The following is a 26,168-nucleotide window of genomic DNA, read 5'->3' on the forward strand; positions in this document are numbered from 1 at the left end:
AACAGGAAAGCGGTGCAGGAACACTCCCACGCCGCTTTACCGCATCCGATTGGCACTGGCCAACCTCTTCGACGAACTTAGCTATTACTCTAGGTTAAAAAGTTCGGGATGATTCATGTTTTCTTGTAGATCAGGTATATTCTTATCCAAAAATTTCATTCAGCAAACCAGCCAGGCGAATGCCGCCCATCAGCAGCCTTTCGTTCATTGTATCCACGTGGTCGAAATTGTAGCGGTAGCCAAGCTTATCTTCCGGCTTTACGCCAGCATACAGTTTCTCAGCGATCTGGTACGACTCGTAGATCCAGTTGCTAACCGGGGCCTGCTGCCAGGCGCGGCGCTGCGATTTGTTTGTAAAGTTAAGTGCAGTGGCGTACTCGGTGTAGCTTAGGTTTTGGTACTCGATCAGCTGCTCATCCCAAACTCTGTGCAAATTGGTTGGCGTATTAAACCAGGTAAGCCTTACACGGTTACCGCCTAAATCCTCTGGTCTGCCGGCATGCATGGGCTGGTGAATATCGCCTACCATATGGATGATCAGGCGCAGGTACATTTGCTTTTTGGCCATAGGCAGGCTCTTATTGTTTTTCAACTCAGCTGCCATCATGTTCAGCTTGGTATGCACGTTAGTAGAAGTATCCTGCATGATGCTGGCAGTAAACTCATCCAGTGTCAGGCCTTCCTTAAAGTTAATGTAGTGCCACGGCCCAAGGTAGTCGTAAGCTGGGTCAGATTTGATGAAGTCGGCCCAGTTGCTGGCGATGGCCAACGACTCGTTGCCAAGTATTTTCTTTATGTTTTTCTTTGCCTTGCAGCTAAGGTTGCGCTCCGCGATCTCGCCAACAACGCGGTGACCCAGCATGCCCCAGGCCATTGCCTGCGATGGCAAGTATAAAATGCACCCGATCAGGAAAATTCTCTTCAGGAAGTTTAAAGCCATTTTGATTTGTGTTTCTTGGTTAGTTGCCGCAAAGGTCGGGATTTTTTTATGGCTTTGAAATAGTTTGTTTTGTTGAGGAAGTATAGTTGATTGTATGTGCGGAAAAGGTTTTTGACTATAGAAGGTATTATTTCCGCCTTTCTATCTAGCTGGTTGCATTCCTCAGTTTTACTTACCTACAGTTTTATCTTGGGCTTTGGTGCCCTCAAGGCCGGGCGGCCTCGCCTTCGGGCATCGCGCTGCTTTCGCTTCCTTTGCTCCTAACGTCGCAATGCCTCGCTGAAGCTCGTCACCGGAACCTCTCGAGGCGCTCAACCCAAAGGCTGGGATTGACACTTCTTGGTAAACGTCTGTCGCAACTAGCTACCAAGTATAAATTCTGATTTGTAGGGACAGGTCGCGACCTGTCCGAGGAATACCGATAGCTATGAAACTCGCAACTCAAATATGCGACTGCAGAAACTCCCCGCCTTGGACAATCGAGAACGAGAGTTCGAAGATTGCGAGCGTAGCTCTGAGGGCAGGGATGGTATGACCCGGTAACAGCAGAGATTCCCCTCTTGAGAGGGGTGAAGGGGTGTGTTTTTTACGCTTATACATAGTAAGAGCGCTACCCATGTGCACAGCGACAATTTTTTGTCTGAGCGTTCAGCGAGTGGGGGTAGGGGCCCTCGACAAACAAAATTGTCTTGACTTTTTTGCCTACTTTTTTTGTCAAGAAAAAAAGTAGGGCCCAGCCGGCGAGGTGAAAGTCTGCTTAGAGTGAGTAGCTTTATCAAAAAAACTACCTGTTATATCAATTGATAAACTTGCCTTTACTCCCCAAGACTTTTCATAATTTAAAATAAAGATATAAACTACTATGTTCACAGGTGAATAGAGGTGCATTTTGACATTTGAAAAATGAGATTTCGGAGTCAGCGAGTATAGCTTCAAGGGCATTGGCAACTAGCCCCACTTTTAAACCCAAATCACACCTCCTAACTACTCCGCTTCTCAACCTTAACCTTTTTCAAATACCAACCCTTTTCATCTACCATAGGTGCTGTTTTAGATGTTACCGTAACTGGCTCTGCAGACAGTTCCATGCGCTGTGTGCCAGTGTCGGTTTTTACATCCATAGGCAGTGTAAAGCTGATGTTCGGGATCTGGATGGTATGCGTTTGATCTCCGGTTTGCTTCACGACAACTTCTAGTATTTCCGTGGTGCGCAGGTACATGTCAAAGACTGGCGTGATGTTGTAATCCGAGTTGGTATTAATGTAGTTCTGCAAATCAAATGTCTTTACCTGATTGGCATAAGTATATGCCGGGTCGTTAATAAAGCCTTTAATCGCCTTAAAGAAAACATCATCGCCTAAAATATACCGTACCGTGTGCATCAAGTAGGCACCTTTGGTATAGATTTCACCATGGTAAGCCTCATCCGAAGTAGCAAACTCTTTCACAATAATGGGTTGCTGGTTTCGGATGCCTCTGCCAATCTGTTGTACATGCTTCAGATAAGCCTCATGGCCACCGTGTTCTTCAATAAACAGCCAGTCGCCGTAGGTGCAAAGCCCTTCCTGGATCCAGAAATCGGCCCAATCCCGCACGCTTACTTTGTTGCCCCACCACTCGTGACCCAGCTCGTGGTGCAGCAGCCAGTCGTGGGTAGCGTCGCCTACTTTGGTAAACTTATAGTTGTTGCCATAGGCATTTATGGTCTGGTGTTCCATGCCCAGGTATGGCGTTTCTACAATTCCAATCTTGTCTTTCGGGAAAGGGTACTCGCCAAAGTATTTTTCCTGCGTTTTCACGCTGTTCTCCAGCACAGCCATCAGCTCGGGCAGCCTGGCTTCGTTCTGGCGGAGCAGGTAAATTACCATGGGTACCGTATTGCCATTAACGGTAATATAGTTTTGCCGGGCCTGCACAAAATCGCCTAGCGTAAAGTTGATGTTATAGTTGTTGATGGTATAATCGGTTTTCCAGTGGTAGGTAACCTGGTTCTTAGCTTTTTTCTCAGAAACCAACACACCATTCGCAGCTACTTTGTAGGGTACTGGAACAGAGATGAACTGGTCTACACCTTCGTCGGGCTCGTCGGATGGATGGTCTTTGCAGGGCATAAAGATTTTAGCGCCCTCGTTCTGCGACGATAGACCCACCCAATGCTTGCCATTGGCATCTTTGGCAAAAGTAAAACCACCCTGCCACGGCGGACGAACAGCCTCCGGCGTAACGCCAGCGTAACTAACCTTTACCTTTACCCGCTGCCCCGGCTCATACCTTTTCTTCAACTCTACATCCAGTCCGTCTTTGCTGCGGGTATACTTAGCTTTCTTGCCATCTACCCATACTTCGCTAACCTTATACCTGTCTATCAGGTCCAGTTTGATGTGATCTATAGGCGATACGATGGCAACCGTAGCCTCAGCCCAGCCGGCAATGGATCTGTTGTCGGGGTCAATGGCCAGGTTCAAAGTATAATGCTTTACATCGTAAGCAGCCTGTGCCGGGTCTATAGGGCCACCCCAGGTCCAGTTGTCATCCTGGGCGTTGGCGGAGAGGCTACCAATGGCCAGAAGTATAGCAAAGAGGTGTCTTTTCATAGGTAAAGTAGTTAGGTAGAATTACTGTAAAATCAATCCTGTTCGGGAGCTTAGTACTTCAGTTCAAAGTCGAGTTGCCTTCCCTCGGCCGCTGCCTTTTTATCCATACCTGCACCAACAGCCATGCCAACCGACATGCCTATCGGCAAACCAATAGAAAGAAAGGCCATGTTACTCAGGCTTGCCCCAAAGGCTACCCCCAACGGCAACCCGAAAACCGACATCCCAAGCGCCATCCATAAATTACGGTAATGGTGTTTAGGCACAATCCGGAGGTCTTTCTCGAGCATCTTAAGTATACTTTTCTGAGTGCTTTTTACCAATTTCTGTAAGGCATGGTCAGGTCCGGAAAACGAGTTCACCTGTTCGATATTTTCATTAACATGGCTTATTGCATCCGGAGTAAGTGGCCATTTCTTTAACTCATGCACCAACTTATCGAGTTCAAGCAGTCGCTTCCTAAATTTAAAGTGCCGTTCAGTGTCTGGTTTTATACATAGGTCTGTGATTTCCATGGGAACAGGTTAGGTTTTTGGGTATAAGTTTTGGCTGGTATGTTCAGCTATACTTTAAGCTGCCAGCTTTCTGTTTGCGGCTTTACCTTGTATGCTGAGGGCTAGCTTAGCTGCCAGCCAGGCCATCGGAATGTAGGCCCCGATCAGATCAACAAAAGTATACCATACCGGAGAAGGTAACATGAAAACACTGGCGATGCCCCCGGCCAGGAAAAATAGTCCTATGCCAAGCGCATACTTCATTTTATGGTTGGCAGCGATCAGGGCAGCTACAAGGGCACCCGCAAAGGTACCCAGCGCATGCGCCAGAAACGGGAAAATAAAATGCTTTGGCTCGAAGAGGTGCATGGTTGCCTTTAATCCTTCTGATGTGGTTACGTCGGCTCCGTTGGGTGGTGGTATAATGGAACCGCTAACCATAATTATTGCCATGTTAACGGCACTGCCGATCACAAGACCAGCTATAATTGCCAAAATACCTTTAAGAACAGGATTCATATGTGTTGATTTTTAAGGCGATCTATTGTCATTACTTACCTAGGGCACTGTTTGAAGTATAGTAAGTTAAGTAAATTTCCCGTTTTCAGGTAATAAATACCAGCCTATGCTTGCACGATTATGGTACTAAGAACTCATGTACGATTGACCCACCCTTGACCCCTCCCAAGAGTAGGGCCGTTTCATTCTATTTTTTGCTGGCGCGGATCTGTGATCCGTGACTTATTATACCGTTGGATTTGCAATCCAACTGGGCCAGAGGCCCAGCCATAGTCCGACACGAGCGAGGACGCACGCGCCATTACCGTGTAATTTACTAGAATGAAACGGCCCTACTCTTGGGAGGTGCCAAGGGTGGGTTTATACCTGCCTGGTTTATAGTAAATCGCAACCTGAGTTAAATATACAAATTATCTCGCGCTGTTTTTAATCTCGAAGCCGTTTGACGTTTTTTACTGAATCCTTTACAAATACCTCTTAAGGTGCAGTTTTATACTTCACGGGCTATAGTTTCCTGGCTTAAGCGGCTTTTCCGGAATATAGCGTTATAAACCACATAACTTACAAGGCCTGTTAGTATGGTTGCGGCAATATCCCAGATGTCTATTGGTTTGCCCAATAAGGGGTGTGCAAGTTCGAATAGCACCACGCTAAATGTACCCAGTTTTATTAGGTAATTGCCTTTAGCAGTACCCTTAGACAGCAATGCAGTTAAAAAGAACAGGGTTGCCAAGGTGCCCAGCGTGTTGCCCAAGGTATCGGCTACATGGAAATCGTTTATGTTGTGTTGGTAGATATAAAGGCGGTAGATGGGCCGGCCAAAAAACTCGTAAATAAGCAACGCAGACAATCCAATTGCAAAATTTATGGCTTTATACCTGGTAAACTTCCAGTTCTCCAGTTCCGCTTTAAAGTCATGTAGGTTCATGAGATAGTGAATGTATGAATTAAGGAAGTATAGAATAGTTACATCTTCTAATTAGTGGGCTAAACAAGTTACTCTCCCGAACACCCAGTATAGCCAGTTAAACATCCGACTATCAGGTTAAAATGAGCTTACTTTTTACTAACCGTACCATGTGATGGCTGGGTTTTATTAATCATGATTTCGCCATGCTTCACAACAAAGTCTGCTTTATTAAAAATGCTGTTAAAATCTTTTTCAAGGTCTCCTTTAAAGGCAACAATGTCTGCTAATGCATTCGGTTTTATAACTCCCAACTTATCTTTAACCCCTATAAACTCGGCAGCATTTACTGTCGCATACTGCAATATTTTCTCCGGAGAAATGTCTGCATCCAGGTAGGCTTTAAATACATTTTTTGAGGCATCTCCACGTGGTATTTCAAAATCAATGTAAATATCAGAGCCAAACACAACTTTTACATTATGCTTTTCAGCTGATTTTAGTCTGTTATTTAAAGTAGCTTTGAACTGGTTTGTCTGCTCATCTGTCCAACCGCCCTTTTTATGGTATTCAACACCGATGGGGGCCACATGGTAATCTGTCGGAACAAGGTACACATTGTGTTTTGCCATCAGTGCCAGCGTAGCATCGTCTATTCTGTAGCCATGCTCTATGCCGTCAACTCCAGCCAGTACAGCATTTGTGATGGATGCAGGGCTGTTTGCGTGTGCCGTTACCTTCTTGCCAAATCCATGAGCCATCTCCACAATAGCCTGCATCTCTTCACGGGTTAACGCGGTATTGTTAGGCGAATTGTCAGCACAGATTTTTATCAGATCGGCACCATAGTTAATGTGCTCCCTAACAGCAAAACGGGCATCGTCTGGGCTCTTTATAATCCGGTATTCAGTTGCTGCCAAATGGCCATACTCATGCGATAAGCCGGGAAACTGACCTCCCACAGAACTAAGTATGGGGCCGGAAGCAAACATTCTGGGTCCTTTCACAAAACCTTTGTCGATAGCTTTTCTTAAAGAGATATCCAGAAACATTCCGGAGTTACCCAAGTCTTTTACAAAGGTGAACCCAGCAGCTAAGTATGACTCCAGGAACTGAACGCTTCTGAGGGAACGATAGGCGCCATCCTGGGTTGTAATATACTCTACAGTGCCTCCAATGGTGTTGTTGTCCTGGGCCAGGTCTGTAAGTAAGTGGGTATGAGAATCAATCAGCCCGGGGATTACTGTGTAATCCGTCAGGTCAATTATTTTGACTGTACTATTCGTTTTAATGTTTTTGCCAACCTCCTTTATTGCGTTTCCTTCTACCAGGATATCCTGCGACTTCACAAATACTCCTTTCTCAGAGTCGAATAATTTGCCTGCTTTTATGAGGTAAGTCTGCGGATTCTGGGCGTTAAGTAGTAATGGAGCGATAAAGAAGATAAATAGGGGTAAAAGAAGTTTTGACATCGTGTATCAGGTTTTTGGCAAGTATGATTGAATAAAAAATAGCCTGACTTGTATAGTATAGCTTACAAATAGATTGCTTTATAGGAATAGGGAAAGCCGTTTGGCCTTAGTGTCAGAAGCTAATATACAAATTTTATGTGGACTTTTGGCATCAGTCATACCTTAAAAGCATACTTGTGAAGCTGAAGAATATTTGGAAAAGGCTTCAGGTTGGTAAAAACAAAACTCCCCTGCCACTTTGCAGCAGCAGGGGAGTTTGTTATATAATCTAAAGTATAAATTCTTAGTAATCGTCACGCTCCAGGGCAGCTACACCTGGTAAGGTGCGTCCTTCCATGTACTCCAGCAGCGCACCGCCACCCGTAGATACATACGATACACGGTCAGCGTAGCCCAACTGGTTAACGGCTGCTGCTGAGTCGCCGCCGCCAATAAGTGAGTAAGCGCCACGGCGTGTTGCCTCTACAACTGCCTCGGCCACAGCCTCGGTGCCTACCGAGAAGTTAGACATCTCGAACACACCCATCGGGCCATTCCAAAGTATGGTTTTAGAGTTCTTGATTACCTCGGCGTACTGGTCGCGAGCCTCCGGGCCAATGTCCAGACCCATCCACATTGGTTTAATGTGGTGACTCAGGCAAGTGTCTACATTGGCATCGTTGCTGAAGTCATCGGCTACCACAGAATCAACCGGGATCATCAACCTAACGCCTTTTTCGCGGGCCATTTTCATAAGGCGGGCAGCCAAGTCAAGCTTGTCCATCTCCACTAGCGACGAGCCAATATCGCCACCGTCGGCTTTAATAAAAGTATAAGACATGCCGCCACCGATTATCAGGTTGTCCACGCGGTCCATCAGCTGCTCGATGATCATGATCTTGTCCGAGATCTTGGCACCACCCATAATAGCCGTGAAAGGTCTTTCGGCATTGTCCAGCACACGGCTGGCATTATCAAGTTCAGCCTGCATTACGTAGCCCATCACTTTATCCTTCGGGAAGTAGCGCGCAATTACAGCTGTAGAGGCATGCTCGCGGTGTGCTGTACCGAAGGCATCGTTCACGTACACATCGCCAAGTTTAGCCAGTTCCTCTGCAAAGGCAGGGTCACCTTTTTCTTCTGCCTTATGGAAACGCAGGTTCTCCAGCAATAGTATTTCTCTTGGCTTCAGTTCAGCGGCCAGTTGCTGGGCTTCGGCACCAATGGCATCGTCGGCAAAGCGCACAACGGTGTCAAACTCATCGGCCAGTCTGTCGGCCAGGTGGCGCAGCGAATACTTTTCCTCAGGTCCGTTTTTAGGGCGGCCCAGGTGCGACATCAGGATAACTGCGCCGCCATCGTTCATGATCTTTCGGATAGTTGGCACAGCCGCACGGATGCGCGTATCGTCGGTGATGTTGTGTTTTTCGTCAAGAGGCACGTTAAAATCGACACGCACCAATGCCTTTTTGCCGGCAAAGTTATATTGGTCTACGGTTTTCATGAGGTGATTTGGGTTATGTTACTCGTTGTTCGTTGTTCCGACAGATTTTGTTGCCTTAAATCTTCGGAGAAACAAATATAGTGAAATGTTAATTCTTGATTGTTGATTGTTGGTTGATGATTGTTTTTCTGCTATACCGGGTCAAATCAAACCGTCCATGCCCCTCCTTGTCTAAGCAGGTAAGAGCTCCCCTCCTTGGACAAGGAGGGGCAGGGGTGGTTGGACCCGGTACTACTGAATTGTAAAAATGCACGGGGTTTTGGACAGTCTTTAACATGGGGTTTTCTACATGCGATTAAGTTTGCAGGTGTAAACACACCCCTGCACCCCTCTCAAGAGGGGAATCTTCACTGTTGCTTATTTGAGATGCAAGTTTCATTGCTTCAGCTGTTCCTCGGACAGGTCGCGACCTGTCCCTACGAATCAAATTTATACTTTGCTTGCCTGTTGCAACGTTCGTTGCCGAAGAAGTGTCAATCCCAGCCTTTGCGTTGAGCGCCTCGAGAGGTTCCGGTGACGAGCGCGAGCGAGGCATTGCGACGTTAGGAGCAAAGGAAGCGAAAGCAGCGCGATGCGAAAAGGCGAGGCCACGCGGCCTTGAGCGCACCAAAGCCAGAAGTGAAACTATAGGCAAGTAAGACTGAGGAAGAACGGTGCTAGATATTAAGGCGAGTAATGGACAGCATGGCTCATGGCAATTACTCCTGCTCGTTAGTCAGACAAAACAACCTGATCTAAACCACAATCCATACTATAAACTATAAATCCCCGCTATACTTTGATAAAACCTAAAATTGAACTAGAATAGCAGCTTAGAACTTTATAGGTAAAAAGCCCCTCTAATTATTACCTTTGCATTAATGAAAGTAGGAATAATCTTCGGCGGACCATCTCGTGAGCGTGAAATCTCCTTTGCAGGTGGCCGTACGGTATACGATAATCTGGATAAGGCCCTGTTCGAGCCTGTACCCGTGTTTGTTGACAGCCTGGGCAACTTTATACTTCTAGACTGGCAATTTATTTACAAAGGCACCATCCGCGACTTTTACCCACCGGTAGAGGCTTTGCCAGAAAGCGAGCATGGCTTGCAGATCTACCTGGAGTCTTTGGGTGAGCTGAGCATCAAGGAGCAGGACAAGATCATTGCCAAGGCTGGTAAGCGCTTGCAGCCGAACGAGTTTAAAGAACATTTTGAGTTTGCTTTCCTGGCCCTGCACGGGCCCTACGGCGAAGATGGCTCTATTCAGGGATTGCTGGAGTGGTACCACATTCCTTACTCTGGCTCAGGTATACTTCCGTCGGCCATTGGTATCGACAAGGCTGCACAGAAAGAACTGCTGAAGCAGAACGGCTTTGCCACACCAGACTACCGCACTATACAGTATGCCGACTGGGCGAAACAGGAGCAGCGCGAGCAGATATTCCATACTTTGGTGGAGGCGCTTGGATTGCCGTTGGTGTTAAAAGCACCGCATCAGGGTTCGTCCATTGGTGTATCCATCATTAAGGAAAATAATTTTGAGACTTTTGAGGCAGCCGTAGAGCGCAGTTTCTTCACCAAAACCATTTACAAGAGCCAGTGGCTGGCGATGGGGCAGGAGAAGCAGCTCGTGAGCATGAAGCAACTGGTAGACATACGAGAGGGTATCGGTATGCCGGTAATGCTTGAGGATGGCACCATTGTGTACCACCCGGAAGAACTGCTGAACAAGATCAACCATACTTTCAATACAACAGCCACCGACAGCTTAACGCTTACCAACATTGAGCACGAGCAGCAGGTGTTGGTAGAGGCCTTTATACAGGGTAAGGAGTTCTCTTGTATTGTAGTACAGGACGAAGCCGGCAACCCGATTGCCTTGCCGCCAACCGAGATCGTGAAGGGCAGCGAGGTGTTCGATTACCGTTCCAAGTACCTTCCGGGCCTGAGCCGTAAAATCACACCGATAAACCTGCCGACTGAGCAGATTCAGCAGATACGCAAGGCTACGAGCAAGCTGTTCAAAGATTTCGGCTTTAACGTATATGCCCGTCTGGATGGTTTTATCACCGACAGTGGCGAGATTTTCCTGAATGACCCGAACACAACATCAGGCATGTTGCCGTCGTCATTTTTCTTCCACCAGGCAGCTGAAATTGGCCTTAACCCGTCGCAGTTCCTGACCTATATCATCCGCACCTCCATTGCAGAGCGTCTGAAAACCGGAAAAGACACCGTGAAGCTGACGCGATTGCTGAACCAGCTGGACAAGGCTATACGTGAAGAACAGGCGCACCGCGCCGAGAAGATTCGTGTGGGTGTGATCATGGGTGGTTACTCTTCAGAGCGCCATATTTCGGTGGAGAGTGGCCGTAATATTTACGAAAAGCTTTCATCATCTACCAAGTATGAGCCACTGCCAATCTTCCTGACAGGCAGCAACGAGGAGCATCGTTTGTACACTATCCCGATCAACATCATGCTGAAGGATAACGCAGACGACATCAAAGAGAAAGTACACTACTTTGAGCAAGGCGGCAAGCCGCACCCGGTACTGGCCGAGATTGCCAAAGAAGCAGAAAGTATAACGAAAAAGTATACAGGCCGCAGCCTGCAGGAGCCGCAGCGCATTTCGTACAGCCAGCTTAAAAACCTGGTAGATGCCGTGTTCATTGCCCTGCACGGCAGACCCGGCGAGGACGGTGCCCTGCAAACCGAACTGGAGAAACTGCACATCCCATACAACGGCTCGGGTATACGCTCGTCGCGCATTACCATTAACAAGTATGAGACGAACGAGATTCTGGCCCAGCATGGGGTACCGGTGGCCAAGCATGCCATGGCCTTTAAGCAGGACTGGCTGAACGACCCGGAGGCTTTCTTCCAGGGTATAGAGCGTGAGTTTTCGTACCCGTTCATTGCCAAACCAGCCGACGATGGTTGCAGCTCTGCCGTGAAAAAGATCAAGAACCGCCAGGAACTGGAGGCCTTTACCAAGCTTATCTTCCGTGAGATGGAGGAGCTGGACATGGAATGCGCCCAGACGCTTTCGTTAGGGTTTAAAGAGGAGTTCCCGAACAAGCTGGGCTTCCTGGTAGAAACGCTTATCACGAAAAACGGCGCTAAGCACTTCCTGGAGATCACGGGCGGTTTGCTTACCAAGTATGCCCCGGATGGCACGGTAGACTACGAGGTGTTTGAGGCATCGGAAGCACTGGCAGAAGGGGAGGTGCTATCGCTTGAAGAAAAATTCCTGGCTGGAGAAGGACAAAATATCACGCCTGCGCGTTATGCTACTGATGCTGAGCGTCGCCAGAAAATCTCTGACAAAGTGAAGGAAGACCTGAAGCATGTAGCCCAGATTCTGAACATTGAGGGCTATGCCCGAATTGATGCATTTGTGCGTGTGCTGGAAAACGACGAGGTAGAAACAGTCATCATCGAGGTGAATTCGCTTCCGGGCATGACACCTGCCACCTGTATTTTCCACCAGACGGCTATAAACGGTTACAAACCATACGACTTCATTGATCGCATTCTGCAGTATGGCATGGAACGCACTAAAATGAAAGCAGAAGCCTAATTGAATTAGAGAGTTATAAAGTTAAAAAGTTAGAGATAGAACAGAGCAAAGTCTTATGTCTGTTGTCTAACGTCTATTGTCTAAAGAAAAATGTTCAAAACGAATTCATTTGTAGATGTTCTGAAACATCTGGCCGTGATGGCAGTCATTGTATTGGTGCTGGTGATTGGCTTCTTTTATGTTTACCTGCCTTCCACTACCAACCACGGCGAGAGCATTTCGGTGCCTAAAATAGAAGGGATGCAGTTGGCCGATGCTGAGGAGTTGCTGGAAGACCAGGACCTGCTTTACTACATCAACGACTCTACTTACAAGCCCGACCTGAAGCCTTTCCAGATCCTGACGCAGGACCCTGCGCCGGGTGCCAAGGTAAAAGAGGGCCGTAAGATCTACATCTCCATTAACATGAAGAACCCACCGATGATCAAGATGCCTAAGCTGATCGACGGTTCGGTGAAGAATGCGGAGCTTATACTTAAAAGCTACGACCTTAAAAAAGGAAAGCTTACTTATGTTCCGGACCTGCAGCAGGGCGCTATCCTGAAGCAGTTTGTAAATGGAAAAGAGGTTAAGCCAGGAGAACTTATACCAAAAGGCTCTGTTGTTGATCTGCATGTTGGCGATGGCCTTGGCAATGCTGAATTTGAAATGCCTTCTGTGGTAGGTATGCCTGTAGATGAGGCAACGGTACTGTTGGTAGGCCAGGGGCTTCAGATCGGAAATATCATCTACGTTCAGGGTAGCGACAAACCAGACGGCACAGTTTTAAAGCAGCGTCCGTTTGCCGAAGTAGGTGCTAAAATACGCGTTGGCGAACTGGTGGACCTCTGGGTAGCCGGCAGAGAGCCGATCGAGGGAATAGAGTAAGGAAGTATTAAGGTATGATAAGCGCCTGAGCAGGAATGTTCAGGCGTTTTTGTTTTATGAGCTCTGAGCGTAGAATGACCTCGCAGCGTTCCCGAAATACTCCGGGACAGGTCTCCGCTTCTGCGAGCGTCTAAAGAGTTAGAAAGTTAAAGAGTTTAGAATGGTATGCACCCAACGCTATTAATTTAAAGCAAAAGCTCTTTCGGATTTGCAATCCGAAAGCAGGCTACTATCAGGATTTGTAATCCGCTTCCATTCATCTTACCTTGTTATAGCGATACGGATTACAAGTCGGATAACAAATCCCGAAGAGCAAAGCCAATGCCCTCAACTTAACAATCATATAAAGCTGATCCGTACATCCTTGTCCGGGTCTTAAGTTGCTACGGACATCCTAGTCCGCGCATTACAGTAACACGGGGATTAGGAAATCCCCGTCAGAAAGCTTCCGGACTGAGAAGTCCGAAAGAGCTTTCCCTTTAAATTGACGGCATTGGGTCGCGACCTGTCCCTACGAAGGTGTAAACACACCCCTGAGAGCTACGCTCGCTAGCTCAAAACTCTCGTTTTGGCTAGTCTGCAAGAGGGGAATTTCTGCAGTACCGGGTCAAACCGCCCCTAGCCCCTCAGAGCTACGCTCGCAATCTTCGAACTCTCGTTCTCGATTGTCCAAGGCGGGGAATTTTTGCACTACTATTTATACTTTGTTTCCAGTTGCGACAGACGTTTGCAAAGAAGTGTCAATCCCCACCTTGAGCGCACTAAACAAAGGTGTAACTTTAGGCTAGTAAGACTAAGTATGAAAATCAGCTTGAAAGTATATGCTATAATTACCCTTAGAAGAGGCAGTGGCACTTTGGCTCGGTACTATACTTTTAAACTTATCGTTATACAAAAGCCCATAACCTAAAATGCTTCTATAGGCCGAACAAAGTATAACTAAGTAGAGTAAAGTGTCCGAAAGTCCGGGGCTTTGCTTATTTTAAGGTTTTGAAACGCGACACCACGGAACTGAACATATCCTGATTTATGAAAAAAGCGCTGGTCATCATCTTCTTTATACTGGCAGGTACTATAGTAGCTTCGGCACAGGCATTGCTTAGCCCCTTGCAGGAAGAGCAGCCCTTGCCGCAAAGTATAAATAAAGCCCTGCGCCAAACTGCGGCCCCGCAGCCCTTACCTTTTTTCGATGACTTCGCCACAGTTTCGGTGGCACCGGACCCAAACCGCTGGATAAACGGAGGAGTGTATATCAATAACCGCTATGCACAGGACCCGATAACCATTAACGTAGCCTCATTTGATGGCCTTAACGCTAACGGGCTGGCTTATGCACCGGGTTCTATCGGAACAGGTAGTTCCGACACCCTTACCACACAGCCTATACTTTTGGGTGGCCTAACTCCAGCCGATTCCGTTTACCTGAGCTTTTACTGGCAGTCTGGCGGTTTGGGGGATATACCGGACCGGGTAAATGATGTTTACCTGTTGCTGGAATTCAAAGATAACACCGGACAATGGCAGGAAGTATGGCGGCAAACCGGTTTAGGCGAGATCACTCCGTTTACACAGGTTTTTGTGGGAGTAAATAACACGCGCTATTTTCATAATAATTTCCAGTTCAGGTTCAGGAGTGTAGGGCAGCGCAACGGCCTGGCCGATGTCTGGAACGTGGACTACATTGTGCTGGATAAAAACAGGAGGAAAGGGCAGAATGCCACCCGTGATATTGCCATTAGCCAAAGCGTGAGCAAACTGCTGAAAAACTACACAGCCATGCCTGCCGTGCAGTTTCTTAAGAATAAGCAGGATGCACTGGCCCAGGAAGTAAAAACCACTGCAAACAACCTGGGTGGACTGCCGGGGGCCATTAGCTGGCGTGGCTTTGTGCGAAAAATAAATGAAACGGCAGCCGACACTTTCCTGCGCGGACAGGCGCTGATACCGGGTAATGCCAGGCAGTTTGTGATTACCGGTACGCCCAGGGTAGAAAACCTCGACCTGGATAAGAATGGCTTTGTGCTGGTGCATGGCGTGAGGTTAAACACCAATGAGGCCGACCCTTTGCAGCGTGCCAACGACAGTACCTTCCGGAAAACTGTTTTTGCCAACTACTACGCCTACGACGACGGTACTGCAGAGGCCGGTTTTAGCCTTCCGGGGTCCAGCAGCACACAGGTGGCCCAGCGTTTCGACCTGAACCAGCCCGACCAGGTGACAGCCTTCAGGGTATACTTTCCGAGAGTGCGCACAAGCCTTGCCGGCACTACGCTGACGTTTAAAGTATGGGCAGATAATAACGGCGTTCCGGGGGAGGTGCTGCACCAGCAAAACTTTCAGATACAATATAGCAACCGCCTGAATGAGTTTTATGAGGTGCAGCTTAGCAAGGCAGTGCCAGTGAGCGGTTCGTTTTACATTGGCTGGCAGCAACCCGGCAACCTGTTCGTGAACATTGGCTTCGACAGAAATGAAGATGCCACTGGCCGCAGGTTCCTGTTTACCGGCCTTACCCAGTGGAACGTTGACAACCAGTTGCAGGGAGCCATTATGATGCGGCCTGTTTTGCTAGGGGAGGCGCTTGGCTTAGCCGAGGAAATGGAAGCAGCCAGGATCAAAGTATTTCCAAATCCATCAAACGGCCGCGTTCACATCGACGGGGAGTATGTGCAGTTGCGTATATACTCTGTAACGGGGCAGGAAGTATACCACCACAAGTATAAATCTGGCAGAGAAACGCTGTTTTTAGAGCATCTTGCCCCAGGATTTTATACTTTGCGTATCGAAACAAGAAAAGCGATTATTTCGAAGAAAATCATACTGAACTAAGCCATGATCACATCATCAGACATCACTGTTGACGAATTAAAAGAACGCCTTGCAAAAGGTGAGACCCCTGTAATTATAGACGTGCGTGAAGACTGGGAGCACCAGGAAACCAACATTGCCGGGGCAAAGAATATTCCGCTGGGCACTTTGCCTCAGCAACTCGAAGACCTTGAAGACCTGAAAGACCAGGAAGTGATCGTACACTGCAAGTCAGGAGCAAGATCGGCTACCGCCAAGGCATTTATGCAGCAGCAAGGCTTCAGCAATGTGCGCAACCTGCTTGGAGGCATTATGGCTTATAAAAGCTAATTTTCTGTTACTGATTTATGGCAAAAGGGTAGTGTGATATTCATTACGCTGCCCTTTTGCTATTATATTCTGCAGTCCTCTGATTACGGCCCAGTTTTTTATTGGGGCATCGTAGAAAAAATTAATCGCTGATGATAAACGGTGAAGGGCTGAAGCAAAGTATAAACACCACAAAGGCAAGTATACCCAGCACTTTTCTGGCCAGCGTTATGGGCTCCTCTATCACACTTGAAGGGTGGAAGAGGCCCATTACCCTTGAGAGCAGCAAGCCAAACAATAACCAGCCACTGTAGCCATCTGCCTCTGGGTAAAAACTTACTATCAGGACTTGGGCTGCAAGTATGATACCTGCCAGGTATAAAGTATACTTTATGTGTGGTGTGGCAGGCTGCAGCACAAACACGAGGTACAGCAGGTAAAACGGCCACATCCAGATATATGCTTCACAAGCCGGAAATAAACCCGAAAGGCTATACTGCACCAGAAACATACCCATGGTAGCAGCCAGGGCATACCGGCGGTTGTCCAGCAGTTTCCAGTAGGCCCAGTAGGCAAACGGCATAAAAAGTATAAGCAGGTCATCTTCCCAGAGCGGCTCACGGTGCGGCGATATCACCCCAAGCCCGGCATAAAGTATAAACAGGGCAAAAAAGATAGGGGAGATACGGTTAAACTGCTTATAACCTATAAGTCCGTAAAGTATGTGCCCGCCGTCCAATTGGCCAATGGGCAAGAGGTTAAGCGCTGTAAAGAACAGGGCCAGGTAACCGGCAAAGAGTAACGGGTAATGCATCATCTCGTACTGGTTTGGCACCAGTGCGGGGTCTGCCACAAACTTCTCTAAAAGTATAAAAAGCAGGTTCTTGCCCAAAGCCAGGTTGCCCAGGCCATCCTGATACACATGCTGCGCGTAATCCAGCCCAAACTGCCTGTATTCCGGATGTATGGTAAACACATATTCGGGTTCCGGGAGGTGCGTAAAGGCATAGAGCAGCAAGGGTATGGCCACCACAAATCCCGCCAATGGCCCGGCAATGCCGATATCGAAAAACTGCTGCCTTGAAATGATGCGGCTCTTGATCCGGATAAAGGCCCCCATTGTGCCGATGGAAGAGGTTACGCCAAACCACAGCGGAATGTAAAAGGGCAGGGTAACTTTGGTGCGGTAATACTTAGCCGTGAAATAGTGGCCGAACTCATGCACGGTAAGCACCCCCAGAAAGGGCAGCGAAAAGTATAGACCAGCCAGAAACTCCTCCCAGGTTATACTTCCTGTCCAGGTAAAACCTTCTCTGCCAAAAAAGTACAACTTGCCAAAGGTCCACTCGGTGCCGGCAAGGGTGGTTGTTACAAGCGTAATGCAGAAAAGTAGCAGGTGCAGCCCGTATGTCTGCCACTTGCTAAACTGCCGCATTCGCAAAGAACTCGTTTATGGTAAGCGGTGGCTGCAGGTGCTGTGTTTGTATGCCAACGGCCTTCGCGCTTTCTATGTGCTGTATGCTGTCGTCGATGAATAGGGTTTCGTCCTTGTCCAGGCCGTGCTCGTTCAGGATCAGTTCAAAAATGGCCGCATCGGGTTTGCGCTTGCCCACCAGGTGCGAATAATAAGCCTCCTCAAAAAGCGAGTCGAGGTTAGGGATTGAGAAACTTTCCTCAACAATTTTATTGAATGCCTCCAGGTGTATGGCGTTTGTGTTGCTCAGCAGGAAAATTCTATACTTTTTACCCAGCTCTTTCAGTAGGGCGATGCGCTCCTGTGGTATGTCGAGTAGCATGGCGTTCCAAGCCTCGTCTATCTGTTCATCGGTGGCACCGTGCATGTGGTAGGTTTCGCGCAGGTCCCTTCTGAACTCTTCCGGAGAACTGTTGCCAGTCTCAAAGAGATCGAACAAATGAGACTGCTCTTTCTGGCTGAACTGCACGTTGCATTCGCCATCGCACAGTTTCTGAAGCTCTTGTATACTTTTATGGTAATCGATGTTGATGATGACTCCGCCCAGGTCGAAGATGATATTTTTAACTTTGTTGAATTCCACGAAAAAAATAATTGATTAGTATTTGAAATATTGAATGCAAATATGTAAAATTGCACTCCCAAATCAAAGGAAGCGCTTTTAAAGCGTACTACTTAAAAAGGGAACGGGCCTATAGCTCAGTTGGTTAGAGCACCTGACTCATAATCAGGTGGTCCCTGGTTCGAGCCCAGGTGGGCCCACTGGAAAAAAGAAAGCACTTATATCAGACCGATGTAAGTGCTTTTTTATTTTGCCGTATTTCTAGAAAAATACTGGTAGGCATGGAGAACCAATCAAGACTTGAAGTGACAAACCGCCTGACAGTATAGATAGGCGACTATGATAACACCAGGTAAAAGAAGCCTGTAAGCATAGGTAAGATAGGTGGGTCTCGGGCAGGCCCAATTGAAAAGTATAAGTTTAGAGGAGATTTACTTATACTGGCTTAACCATTCAAGAGCACTTGCTTTATCAGTAAACATGCGGGTGGGGTTCTTTGGCTTGTTTACCATAATGTAAAAGTTCGCCATCATTTTAAAAGCCGTAGAGTTAACTAAAATGGCGTTGGCTGTAATTCCTTCATTGCCTTCAACAGCAAAATAATCGCGGGCCTCTTTTGTAGAGCTTTTTAGCATCACAACGTCCACAAGGCAAGGATAGGACTTATACTTTGTAAACTCTTTGCGGTCCTTTACACAGGTTTTCGCCATTTCGAGATCCATGTTCTCGATCTCTTTGTAATAGAAATGCAAGATACCGTCCTGGATAAACATCTTATAATAAGCTGTCTCCTTGGTATGCAATGCACTATTTTTTTCAGATTCTCCCATTCCGGTGAATGTAAAGGCCTATAGTTTTGTTACCCGCTCAAGTTTACAATAATAGTAAATATATTGGCAAAAATTCGACACAACAACATATTAGATACAGTAAATTCTATATTATCTGTTTCTAAGAAGAAAGGGATCATTCATCTTCATGCTGAAGATGAGGTGCTTAGTCCGGGAAACCTGACCCTAAAGGGGCAGCAGGTTCTGCATTTCGGCACCTGTGGTTACCTTGGCCTGGAGCACCACGCCGCTGTTAAACGCGGCGCCATAGAAGCCATTGAGCGTTACGGCACGCAGTTTCCGATGTCGCGCACCTATGTTTCCAGTCCGCTGTATCGCGAGCTGGAGGAACTGGTGCAACAGATCTACCAGGCACCTGCCGTGATCTCTAAGAACTGCACACTGGCGCACCTTACAACGATTCCGGGCATAGTAGGGCTCAATGATATGGTGGTGCTGGACCACCAGGCGCATGCCAGCATACAGGATGCCGTAAAAAAACTGCTGGTTCAGGGTGTTGCCGTTGAAATGATACGCCACAGCAACCTCGAAATGCTTGAAGCCCTCATTAAAAAGCACGGCAACAAGTATGACAAGATATGGTACATGGCAGACGGGGTGTACTCCATGTATGGCGATTTTGCTCCTATAAAAGAAATGGTGGCGCTTGCCGAAAAGTATGAGCAGCTGTACCTGTACGTAGACGATGCACATGGCACCAGCTGGGCAGGAAAGCATGGCAGCGGATATGTAATGAGCCAGCTGGAAGACGGCAGGCTTTACTGTAAAATGGTGCTCACAGCCAACCTGGGCAAGGCTTTCGGGGCATGTGGTGGCCTGTCGCTTTTCCCTAACGAGGCATGGTACCATAAAGTAAACAACTTTGGCGGCCCGCTTACTTTTTCGGTGCAGCTAGAGCCTGCCACGCTGGGAGCCGCCATCGCATCAGCCAGAATCCATCTTAGCGAGGAAATTTATACTTATCAGCAGGAGCTTCAGAAAAGGATAGCATACTTTAAGGAGTTGCTCCGGAAAACAGACCTGCCGCTGGTGCACGAAAGCAATAGCCCGATCTTCTTTATCGGTACGGGCACCATGGACACCGGCAACCACCTGGTGCAGGCTTTGCTGCACGATGGTATTTATGTTAACCTGGCTACTTTTCCGGCAGTGCCTGCCAAGAACATCGGAATCCGCATTACCATCTCGCTTAACAACAGCTTTGAGGACATTGCGCAGTTGGTAAGCAAGCTGGTAGCAAACTTCGAAATTGCCCTGCAGTCCACAGAGCAGACCCATGAGAAGATCAGGAAAGCCTTTAAGCTGCCGCCCTGCGTACCACGGCCGGAGCCGGCACCTGTAGAAAAGCTGCTTAAAGCCAGCAGTTACCATACAATCCAATGTATAGATGAGGCGCTCTGGAATAAGTATCTCGGGCACACAGCTATGTTCGACTGGGAGGGTATGCGGCTGCTGGAGCGGTCTTTTAGTGGCAATGTACAGCCGGAAAACAACTGGAAGTTCAGGTATTATACTATAACAGACCCGCAAGGAAAGCTGGTGCTGATGACCTTTGCCGTAATTGCGCTGCAAAAAGAAGACATGTTTGCCCAGGTGTCTGTGTCGAGGGCCATTGAGGCTGAACGGGAAGCCAACCCATACTATCTCACTTCGAAAGGGATTATACTTGGCAGCCTGTTTACCGAGGGCAAGCACCTTTACCTGGACCGTAACAGCCCCTATTGGCAGCAGGCCGTGAAGGAGCTTTTGCAGCAACTCTCAGGAGAGCAGGAGCAGGAACAGGCCTTCAGCATCCTGTTGCGGGATTTTGATGCGGATGACCAGCAAATGCACGACCTGATGGCAGAACTGGGCTTTGTAAAGATGCTAATGCCCGAGACCTGCGTGGTAGAAAAGCTGCAAGGGCAATCCGAAGAGGAGTATGTGCGTGCTCTGTCGCAGAAGGGCAGAAGGCACTTTGTACAAAAAATTAAGCGAAAGCAGCATTTTTTTGAGCCGGTAGTTAAAATTAGATTATCCCCAGACGAACTTGATTATGCCATAAAGCTGTTTAAGAATGTAAAGAATCATAACTTTGCAATTAATTCATTCCTCTTCCCTGAAAAGTTGTTTCAGGAAATCAATGAAAGTGAGCATTGGGAGTTCCAGATTTTGTATATTAGAGAGGAGTATAGTATAAACAGGCGGCCTGTGGCGGTTTGCTTTAATCATATTAATGCAAACCGGGTGTATAGCCCCATGCTCATCGGGATGGATTATGATTACCTGTTGGAGTATGGCGTCTACAGGCAGTCGTTGTTTGAAGTTATCCGGCGTGCCCTGGCATTAGGTTGCCGGCAAATAAACTTTGGCATTTCCGCTACCATCGAAAAGAAACGAATAGGGGCGGCTGTTTACCAGAGGGTTGGATATTATCAGGCAAAAGATAACTTTACAATGGAAATGATGGGAGCCACTTTTGCTGTTGATAGTGAGTAGCCGGCTTGTTAAAGAATTTGAACCCGTGGAAATCCTAAAAGAGAGAATAGAAGAGATCATGACGTTTATAGCCGAGGTAGCCAATGGTAACTTCGACTATAAGCTGGATGTATCGGATACAGGGAGTGAGATGGATGCCATCATTGCCGGCGTAAGTATGCTGGGGCAGGAGTTAAAGAACTCAACCGTGTCCAGGGACTTTATGCAGAGCATTTACCAGGGCGTGGTAGACATGCTGCTGGTGCTCAACAACGACCTCAGCATCCGGAACACGAACGAGGCATTTGAGGAGGTCACCGGCTACAGCGACTCTGACCTTGCCGGTTTGCAGCTGACCGATGTGTTTAAGCCTGAGAACAATAAAAAACTGCAGGCCCACCTGGATATGCTGCAGGATAAAGGCAAATGCCTGGGCATTGAGCTGCTTTTAAATACCAGTGCAGGCGATCTGATACCTACCTCTTGTTCTTTTTCTTTTTTGATGAACAGCAACAAGGAAAGAGACGGCATCCTGATCGTTGCCAAGGATATTACCGAGCTGAAGAAAAAAGAGCAGGAACTGAAAGAGGCGAAGGAAAAAGCAGAAGCAGCAAACGAAGCCAAAAGCCATTTCCTCTCAAGTATGAGCCATGAGATCCGGACACCGCTGAACGGTATACTCGGCTTTACGCACCTGCTTCAGGAAACACCGCTTAACGAAACACAGGCGCAGTATGTAAACCTGATCAAAACATCCGGCACCGCCTTATCCAAGCTGCTGAAAGATATACTTGACCTGCACCGCATAGAGCAGGACAAGATAGCCATTGAGTCTATTCCGTTTAACATCCGCGAAAACATTGCCTCGCACCTGGAGCCTTACCGCTACCTGGCCGAGGACCGTGGTGTAACTTTTTCCTATGCTGTTGATGCCGCTGTGCCTAAGGTAGTGGTAGGTGACCCAACGCGACTGAACCAGGTGCTTGTTAACCTCGTGAGCAACGCCATCAAGTTTACAGAGTCAGGAAGCATTACCGTAAAAGGTGCTTTGGAGTCTTTGGATGAGGAGGAAGGGACCGCTACGCTTAAATTTGAGGTCACGGACACAGGTATTGGCATACCTAAAGAGAAACAGGACATCATTTTCGATTCCTTTACGCAATCAGACCAGACCACATCGCGCAAGTATGGTGGTTTTGGACTGGGGCTGGCCATCTCGAAAAGGCTCGTAAACCTGATGCATGGCGAAATGGGAATCATTAGTCCGCCGGCCGGGCAGCAGAAGGGGGCCACGTTCTGGTTTAAGATAAAAATGAAATACGTACCAGACTGCATGGACGTAAAGCCTGAAGAAGAGCAATACGAACCTGACTTTAAACTAGCCGATGATACGCAGATACTGGTTGTGGATGATAATCCGATAAACGTGCTGCTGATGCAGGATGTGCTGGAGAACCTTGGTGCCACCGTTACCACAGCTCAGAACGGGGAAGAAGCTGTAAAGATAGCCACCTCCAAGCCATTCGACCTGATATTTATGGATATACAGATGCCGGGCATGGATGGCATTGAGGCCACCGGCAGGTTGCGAAAGTATAAATTGGAGAGCCCGATCGTGGCCTTCTCGGCCAACGCTTACCAGGAAGACATTGCCAAAAGTATAAATGCCGGCATGAACGACCACTTGTGCAAGCCCTTTACCAATAAAGAATTGATATCGGTGCTTAAAAAGTGGGTATAGTATACTTGTTTAGGTTAATATTACACCCGATATCCGACATGAAAAAAGCCCCTGCCAAAAGCAGGGGCTTTTCTTCACCTTTAATTCAAACACCATCAATTACAGGCCCCGAAGGGCATCATCGTTACTGATGGATCTCTTTTGGCCTTGCCTGCATTTTGCTTTACTCAACGCTGAGCACTGTACAGTACGGCCTTACATATTTTTGACCTGCTTTCAGAAAGCCAGGCTGTGTTTTGTTTTCAGGGTATATCAGGGGAGGGGGCGTACTCGGCTAAAAGGATGCTGGGTGGCTGCTATTGCCATACTTTGCCGCGCTGCAACCTGTACTTATAGATGTAAAGTGTATGAAAAGGTTGCTTCTGGGTGAAAGTTTTTGTGCTTTAAAAAAGCCCCTCCGGTTAAGGAGGGGCTAAGTAATAGATAGAAGATAGGTAGTAGTGTAATGTTATTAACCGATTCCGTTACCTTCGCCTTGCTTGGCATCGTCGTTACGGATAGACTTTTTGCGGCGTGGCGGCTTTTGCTGCTCCATTTTACCAAAGTTGTAGTTGAAGCTTAAGCGAACCCCACGGTTAAAGTTGTTGATGCGAACATGTTGCTCGTAAGCTCTTGGGTTGCTAGGAGTTTTAGGAGCGTTCACATCGTTTTTCATGCGCATGTTCTCACGGAATGGGTTGTCCAGGCCTAAGCTAATACCACCTTTCTTATCGAACAGTTCTTTCTTGATTCCTAAACTGTGGTAAGAGAATGCTGCAAAACGACCTAGTAACTGAATTCGCTGGGAGTTAAATCCACCATTGAACTGAGCACTTATACCTTTACCAAAATTGTAAGAAGTATTGGCATTGATATTATACTGCCAGCCGCTGTTGCTGATGTAAGCGCTGTTTAAGTTAACGTAGTAGATGTTAGCATTGCCTCCGATTGTCCAGTTATTTGTAGGCTTCGTGTTTCCGAACAAGCTCATGCCGTATGTCTTGTTTTTGGCGATGTTTTGGAAAGTTAGCAATGTAGCCTCTCTCGTAGAACCATCCTCTTCAGTAACCGTGATTATAGTTGCAAACGGCTCTATCGCATTGTCAGTCTGGCGCATGTAACCGGTCAGGTTGATAGAAGTTGTTTTGAAGAAGGTGCTGTAACCAAGTTCATACAGGTCAGTAAGCTCTGCATCCAGTTTAGGGTTACCCTCTAAATAGGTGTTTGACGTCTGTGCCTGGCGGTAAGGGTTCAGGAAGAACATCGAAGGACGCTGGATACGCTGTGTAAAGTTGGCCTTGAATGTGTGCTTGTTCTTTAAGCTGTAAGATAAAGCTATACTTGGTACAAAGTTGTCGTAGTCGGTTGTATAGTCCTGTACGGTTCCTTTCAGGTCGGCATCAATATCCGTAAACTCATACCGGCCACCAAGTTTTACATTTAACTTCTTCTTAAGCATAAAACCGTATGTCATATAAGCGGCATACACATCCTGCTGATAAAAGAAATCATTAGTGCTAACACTTTCAGGTAGGCTACGAAGCGAGGTACGGTAAATTGCATCACTGATCACGTCCCTGAAAATAGATTTGGCCCCGATTTCAAGCATTGTTTTATTTTTAAACGGATGCGTGTAGTCAGCCTGGAAAGTCAACTCTTTGTTTGCGCCGTCGTTGAAGTTGCGTGTATTCGAAAAAGGAGCCTCACCATCGTTATAGAAGTTCTGAGTGATCTTATTTTCTGTATTTGTTACAGAGTATAATGACAATAAAGCTAACTCCTGGCCCTGGTTTTTGAAATAATGCGTAAAATCCAGGTTAAAGTCTGTACCAATGCGTTTGTTGCGCATGGTTATATCGTTGTTGAAATCCTGGGTTACAATCTCTGCAGTTGTTGCTGTTGCGTAAACCTCCTGGTTGTTAGTAAGGTTAAAGGCACCTCCATTTGTGCGAATACCTCCAGATAAGAAGTTTTGCTTATTAAGATCGTATTCAAAGCCAAGCTGGCCGTTCATAAAAGCACCTCTAGGTCGTGTCTGGCCAACCTGGAAGCTATAAGATGACTCGTCTTTGTTGGCAGTAGTAGGATCATCATAAGTGATGATCGTGTTGGTCATGTTACCTTTGTTATAGAACATGTTACCCCCAAACGTGCCATTTACGCCGAGCTTGCCACGGCGAACGTTTAAACTGGCATTGGCGTTACTTCCACGGTTACCGGCTGCTAATGTTATGCCGCCTGTAACACCTTGTAAACCACCATCGCGTTTTGTAATAATGTTAATGATACCGGCAGTACCTTCAGCATCATACTTTGCCGACGGGCTGGTGATCACTTCTACCGACTTGATCTGGTCGGCTGGTATCTGTTTCAGGGCGTCGGCTACATTGCCTGCCATTATCGCAGATGGCTTATTGTTGATCAGTACACGCACGTTAGAGCTGCCACGCAACTGTACGTTGCCATCGTTATCCAATGTAAGTGAAGGAACTTTCTGTAATACATCAGCGGCATTACCACCGGCATTGGTAACATCTTTCTCTGCGTTGTATACCGTACGGTCAATTTTTTCCTCAACCAGCGGCTTCTCACCTGTAATAACCACTTCGCTTAGTTTCTTTGTGTCAGAGGCAAGAGATACACTGCCAACATTCACATCTGAATTATCGGATGCTACATTTACATTATCGATTGTCTGTAGCTGATAGCCAAGGAAAGAAACATTAAGTCTATAATTACCGGCACCTACCTTGTTTATTGAGAACCTGCCTTTTTCATCGGCCATGGTGCCGTCTATCGGCTTGCCCGTTGCCACACTGATAAGGGCCACTGTAGCGAACTCGATGGGCTGCCTGGTGTCTGCATCTAAAATTACACCACTTATTTTGGCATTGCCCTTAGGAGCCGTAGTGCCAGGTATTGGAGCACTTTGCTGCTGTGCCGGCCGTGCCTGCTGACCAGCAGGTGACTGTGCAAATGCGGGTACTGTGCTCAGGCCGAGCAACAGTAGTAATGCATGCTTCTTCATAGTCTTACTAGGAAAAGATGATCTGTAGATAGTGTATAGATTTTTACTCATATTAAATAGATTAGGGGCTTTTCACCACCTTACCATACAAAGTAAAACCGCTTTTGTGAGATGCTAAAA

The 26,168-nt window shown here is 47.2% G+C and carries 17 protein-coding genes and 1 tRNA gene; 7 read left to right on the forward strand and 11 right to left on the reverse strand.

Annotated features, from left to right (window positions below; translation table 11 throughout):
• Positions 1–142 precede the first annotated feature (142 nt).
• The 7 genes from AC4BAP_RS05555 to AC4BAP_RS05585 form a co-directional block, all read right to left on the reverse strand.
• Positions 143–940: a S1/P1 nuclease gene (locus tag AC4BAP_RS05555; RefSeq protein ID WP_490581628.1), complete on the reverse strand. Its 798-nt coding sequence runs from the start codon at positions 938–940 to the stop codon at positions 143–145.
• Positions 941–1,920: 980 nt separating this feature from the next.
• Positions 1,921–3,534, reverse strand: coding sequence for a M1 family metallopeptidase (locus AC4BAP_RS05560; protein WP_490581629.1), 1,614 nt, complete (start codon positions 3,532–3,534; stop codon positions 1,921–1,923).
• Between the two features lie 50 nt (positions 3,535–3,584).
• On the reverse strand, positions 3,585–4,049 hold the full coding sequence (locus AC4BAP_RS05565; protein WP_490581630.1) for a hypothetical protein: 465 nt from the start codon (positions 4,047–4,049) through the stop codon (positions 3,585–3,587).
• A gap of 54 nt (positions 4,050–4,103) precedes the next feature.
• Complete coding sequence (locus AC4BAP_RS05570; protein ID WP_490581631.1) at positions 4,104–4,547, reverse strand: hypothetical protein; 444 nt, start codon at positions 4,545–4,547, stop codon at positions 4,104–4,106.
• 490 nt (positions 4,548–5,037) lie between these two features.
• On the reverse strand, positions 5,038–5,475 hold the full coding sequence (locus AC4BAP_RS05575; protein ID WP_490581632.1) for a hypothetical protein: 438 nt from the start codon (positions 5,473–5,475) through the stop codon (positions 5,038–5,040).
• A 128-nt stretch (positions 5,476–5,603) separates the two neighbouring features.
• On the reverse strand, positions 5,604–6,926 hold the full coding sequence (locus AC4BAP_RS05580) for an amidohydrolase family protein (protein WP_490581633.1): 1,323 nt from the start codon (positions 6,924–6,926) through the stop codon (positions 5,604–5,606).
• A 283-nt stretch (positions 6,927–7,209) separates the two neighbouring features.
• Positions 7,210–8,409, reverse strand: coding sequence for a phosphoglycerate kinase (locus AC4BAP_RS05585; RefSeq protein WP_490581634.1), 1,200 nt, complete (start codon positions 8,407–8,409; stop codon positions 7,210–7,212).
• 860 nt (positions 8,410–9,269) lie between these two features.
• Between AC4BAP_RS05585 and AC4BAP_RS05590 the strand changes: the two genes are divergently transcribed.
• From AC4BAP_RS05590 to AC4BAP_RS05605, 4 genes are all read left to right on the forward strand, one after another.
• The gene (locus AC4BAP_RS05590; RefSeq protein WP_490581635.1) at positions 9,270–11,972 is read left to right on the forward strand and encodes a D-alanine--D-alanine ligase family protein; all 2,703 of its coding nucleotides are present in this window, start codon (positions 9,270–9,272) and stop codon (positions 11,970–11,972) included.
• 90 nt (positions 11,973–12,062) lie between these two features.
• Positions 12,063–12,839, forward strand: coding sequence for a PASTA domain-containing protein (locus AC4BAP_RS05595; RefSeq protein WP_490581636.1), 777 nt, complete (start codon positions 12,063–12,065; stop codon positions 12,837–12,839).
• A gap of 1,029 nt (positions 12,840–13,868) precedes the next feature.
• Positions 13,869–15,668, forward strand: coding sequence for a T9SS type A sorting domain-containing protein (locus tag AC4BAP_RS05600; protein WP_490581637.1), 1,800 nt, complete (start codon positions 13,869–13,871; stop codon positions 15,666–15,668).
• A gap of 3 nt (positions 15,669–15,671) precedes the next feature.
• Entirely contained in the window at positions 15,672–15,977 is a 306-nt protein-coding gene (locus AC4BAP_RS05605; RefSeq protein ID WP_490581638.1) for a rhodanese-like domain-containing protein, read from the forward strand.
• A 121-nt stretch (positions 15,978–16,098) separates the two neighbouring features.
• On the opposite strand, the gene AC4BAP_RS05610 is transcribed toward AC4BAP_RS05605, so the two are convergent.
• Together AC4BAP_RS05610 and AC4BAP_RS05615 are read right to left on the reverse strand one after the other, a co-directional pair.
• Entirely contained in the window at positions 16,099–17,391 is a 1,293-nt protein-coding gene (locus AC4BAP_RS05610) for a site-2 protease family protein (protein WP_490581639.1), read from the reverse strand.
• Positions 17,378–18,013 (reverse strand): HAD family hydrolase, encoded by a 636-nt coding sequence (locus AC4BAP_RS05615; RefSeq protein WP_490581640.1) that lies wholly within the window; start codon positions 18,011–18,013, stop codon positions 17,378–17,380. The genes AC4BAP_RS05610 and AC4BAP_RS05615 overlap by 14 nt, the downstream gene beginning before the upstream one ends.
• Before the next feature lie 105 nt (positions 18,014–18,118).
• Between AC4BAP_RS05615 and AC4BAP_RS05620 the strand changes: the two genes are divergently transcribed.
• Positions 18,119–18,192: transfer RNA gene (locus AC4BAP_RS05620), tRNA-Ile, on the forward strand.
• Between the two features lie 231 nt (positions 18,193–18,423).
• Here AC4BAP_RS05620 and AC4BAP_RS05625 read toward each other — a convergent pair.
• Complete coding sequence (locus AC4BAP_RS05625) at positions 18,424–18,822, reverse strand: DUF7793 family protein (RefSeq protein WP_490581641.1); 399 nt, start codon at positions 18,820–18,822, stop codon at positions 18,424–18,426.
• A 63-nt stretch (positions 18,823–18,885) separates the two neighbouring features.
• Between AC4BAP_RS05625 and AC4BAP_RS05630 the strand changes: the two genes are divergently transcribed.
• Together AC4BAP_RS05630 and AC4BAP_RS05635 are read left to right on the forward strand one after the other, a co-directional pair.
• The gene (locus AC4BAP_RS05630) at positions 18,886–21,321 is read left to right on the forward strand and encodes an aminotransferase class I/II-fold pyridoxal phosphate-dependent enzyme (RefSeq protein ID WP_490581642.1); all 2,436 of its coding nucleotides are present in this window, start codon (positions 18,886–18,888) and stop codon (positions 21,319–21,321) included.
• A gap of 25 nt (positions 21,322–21,346) precedes the next feature.
• Positions 21,347–23,041, forward strand: coding sequence for a response regulator (locus tag AC4BAP_RS05635; RefSeq protein ID WP_490581643.1), 1,695 nt, complete (start codon positions 21,347–21,349; stop codon positions 23,039–23,041).
• Positions 23,042–23,492: 451 nt separating this feature from the next.
• On the opposite strand, the gene AC4BAP_RS05640 is transcribed toward AC4BAP_RS05635, so the two are convergent.
• Positions 23,493–26,048 (reverse strand): TonB-dependent receptor, encoded by a 2,556-nt coding sequence (locus tag AC4BAP_RS05640; RefSeq protein ID WP_490581644.1) that lies wholly within the window; start codon positions 26,046–26,048, stop codon positions 23,493–23,495.
• Positions 26,049–26,168 lie beyond the last annotated feature (120 nt).

The sequence above is a fragment of the Pontibacter sp. GD7 genome, assembly GCF_058216375.1.

Coding starts and splice junctions, on each gene's coding strand:
- AC4BAP_RS05555 (WP_490581628.1), bottom strand. CDS start 940: ATGGCTTTAAACTTCCTGAAGAGAATTTTCCTGATCGGGTGCATTTTA.
- AC4BAP_RS05560 (WP_490581629.1), bottom strand. CDS start 3,534: ATGAAAAGACACCTCTTTGCTATACTTCTGGCCATTGGTAGCCTCTCC.
- AC4BAP_RS05565 (WP_490581630.1), bottom strand. CDS start 4,049: ATGGAAATCACAGACCTATGTATAAAACCAGACACTGAACGGCACTTT.
- AC4BAP_RS05570 (WP_490581631.1), bottom strand. CDS start 4,547: ATGAATCCTGTTCTTAAAGGTATTTTGGCAATTATAGCTGGTCTTGTG.
- AC4BAP_RS05575 (WP_490581632.1), bottom strand. CDS start 5,475: ATGAACCTACATGACTTTAAAGCGGAACTGGAGAACTGGAAGTTTACC.
- AC4BAP_RS05580 (WP_490581633.1), bottom strand. CDS start 6,926: ATGTCAAAACTTCTTTTACCCCTATTTATCTTCTTTATCGCTCCATTA.
- AC4BAP_RS05585 (WP_490581634.1), bottom strand. CDS start 8,409: ATGAAAACCGTAGACCAATATAACTTTGCCGGCAAAAAGGCATTGGTG.
- AC4BAP_RS05590 (WP_490581635.1), top strand. CDS start 9,270: ATGAAAGTAGGAATAATCTTCGGCGGACCATCTCGTGAGCGTGAAATC.
- AC4BAP_RS05595 (WP_490581636.1), top strand. CDS start 12,063: ATGTTCAAAACGAATTCATTTGTAGATGTTCTGAAACATCTGGCCGTG.
- AC4BAP_RS05600 (WP_490581637.1), top strand. CDS start 13,869: ATGAAAAAAGCGCTGGTCATCATCTTCTTTATACTGGCAGGTACTATA.
- AC4BAP_RS05605 (WP_490581638.1), top strand. CDS start 15,672: ATGATCACATCATCAGACATCACTGTTGACGAATTAAAAGAACGCCTT.
- AC4BAP_RS05610 (WP_490581639.1), bottom strand. CDS start 17,391: ATGCGGCAGTTTAGCAAGTGGCAGACATACGGGCTGCACCTGCTACTT.
- AC4BAP_RS05625 (WP_490581641.1), bottom strand. CDS start 18,822: ATGGGAGAATCTGAAAAAAATAGTGCATTGCATACCAAGGAGACAGCT.
- AC4BAP_RS05640 (WP_490581644.1), bottom strand. CDS start 26,048: ATGAAGAAGCATGCATTACTACTGTTGCTCGGCCTGAGCACAGTACCC.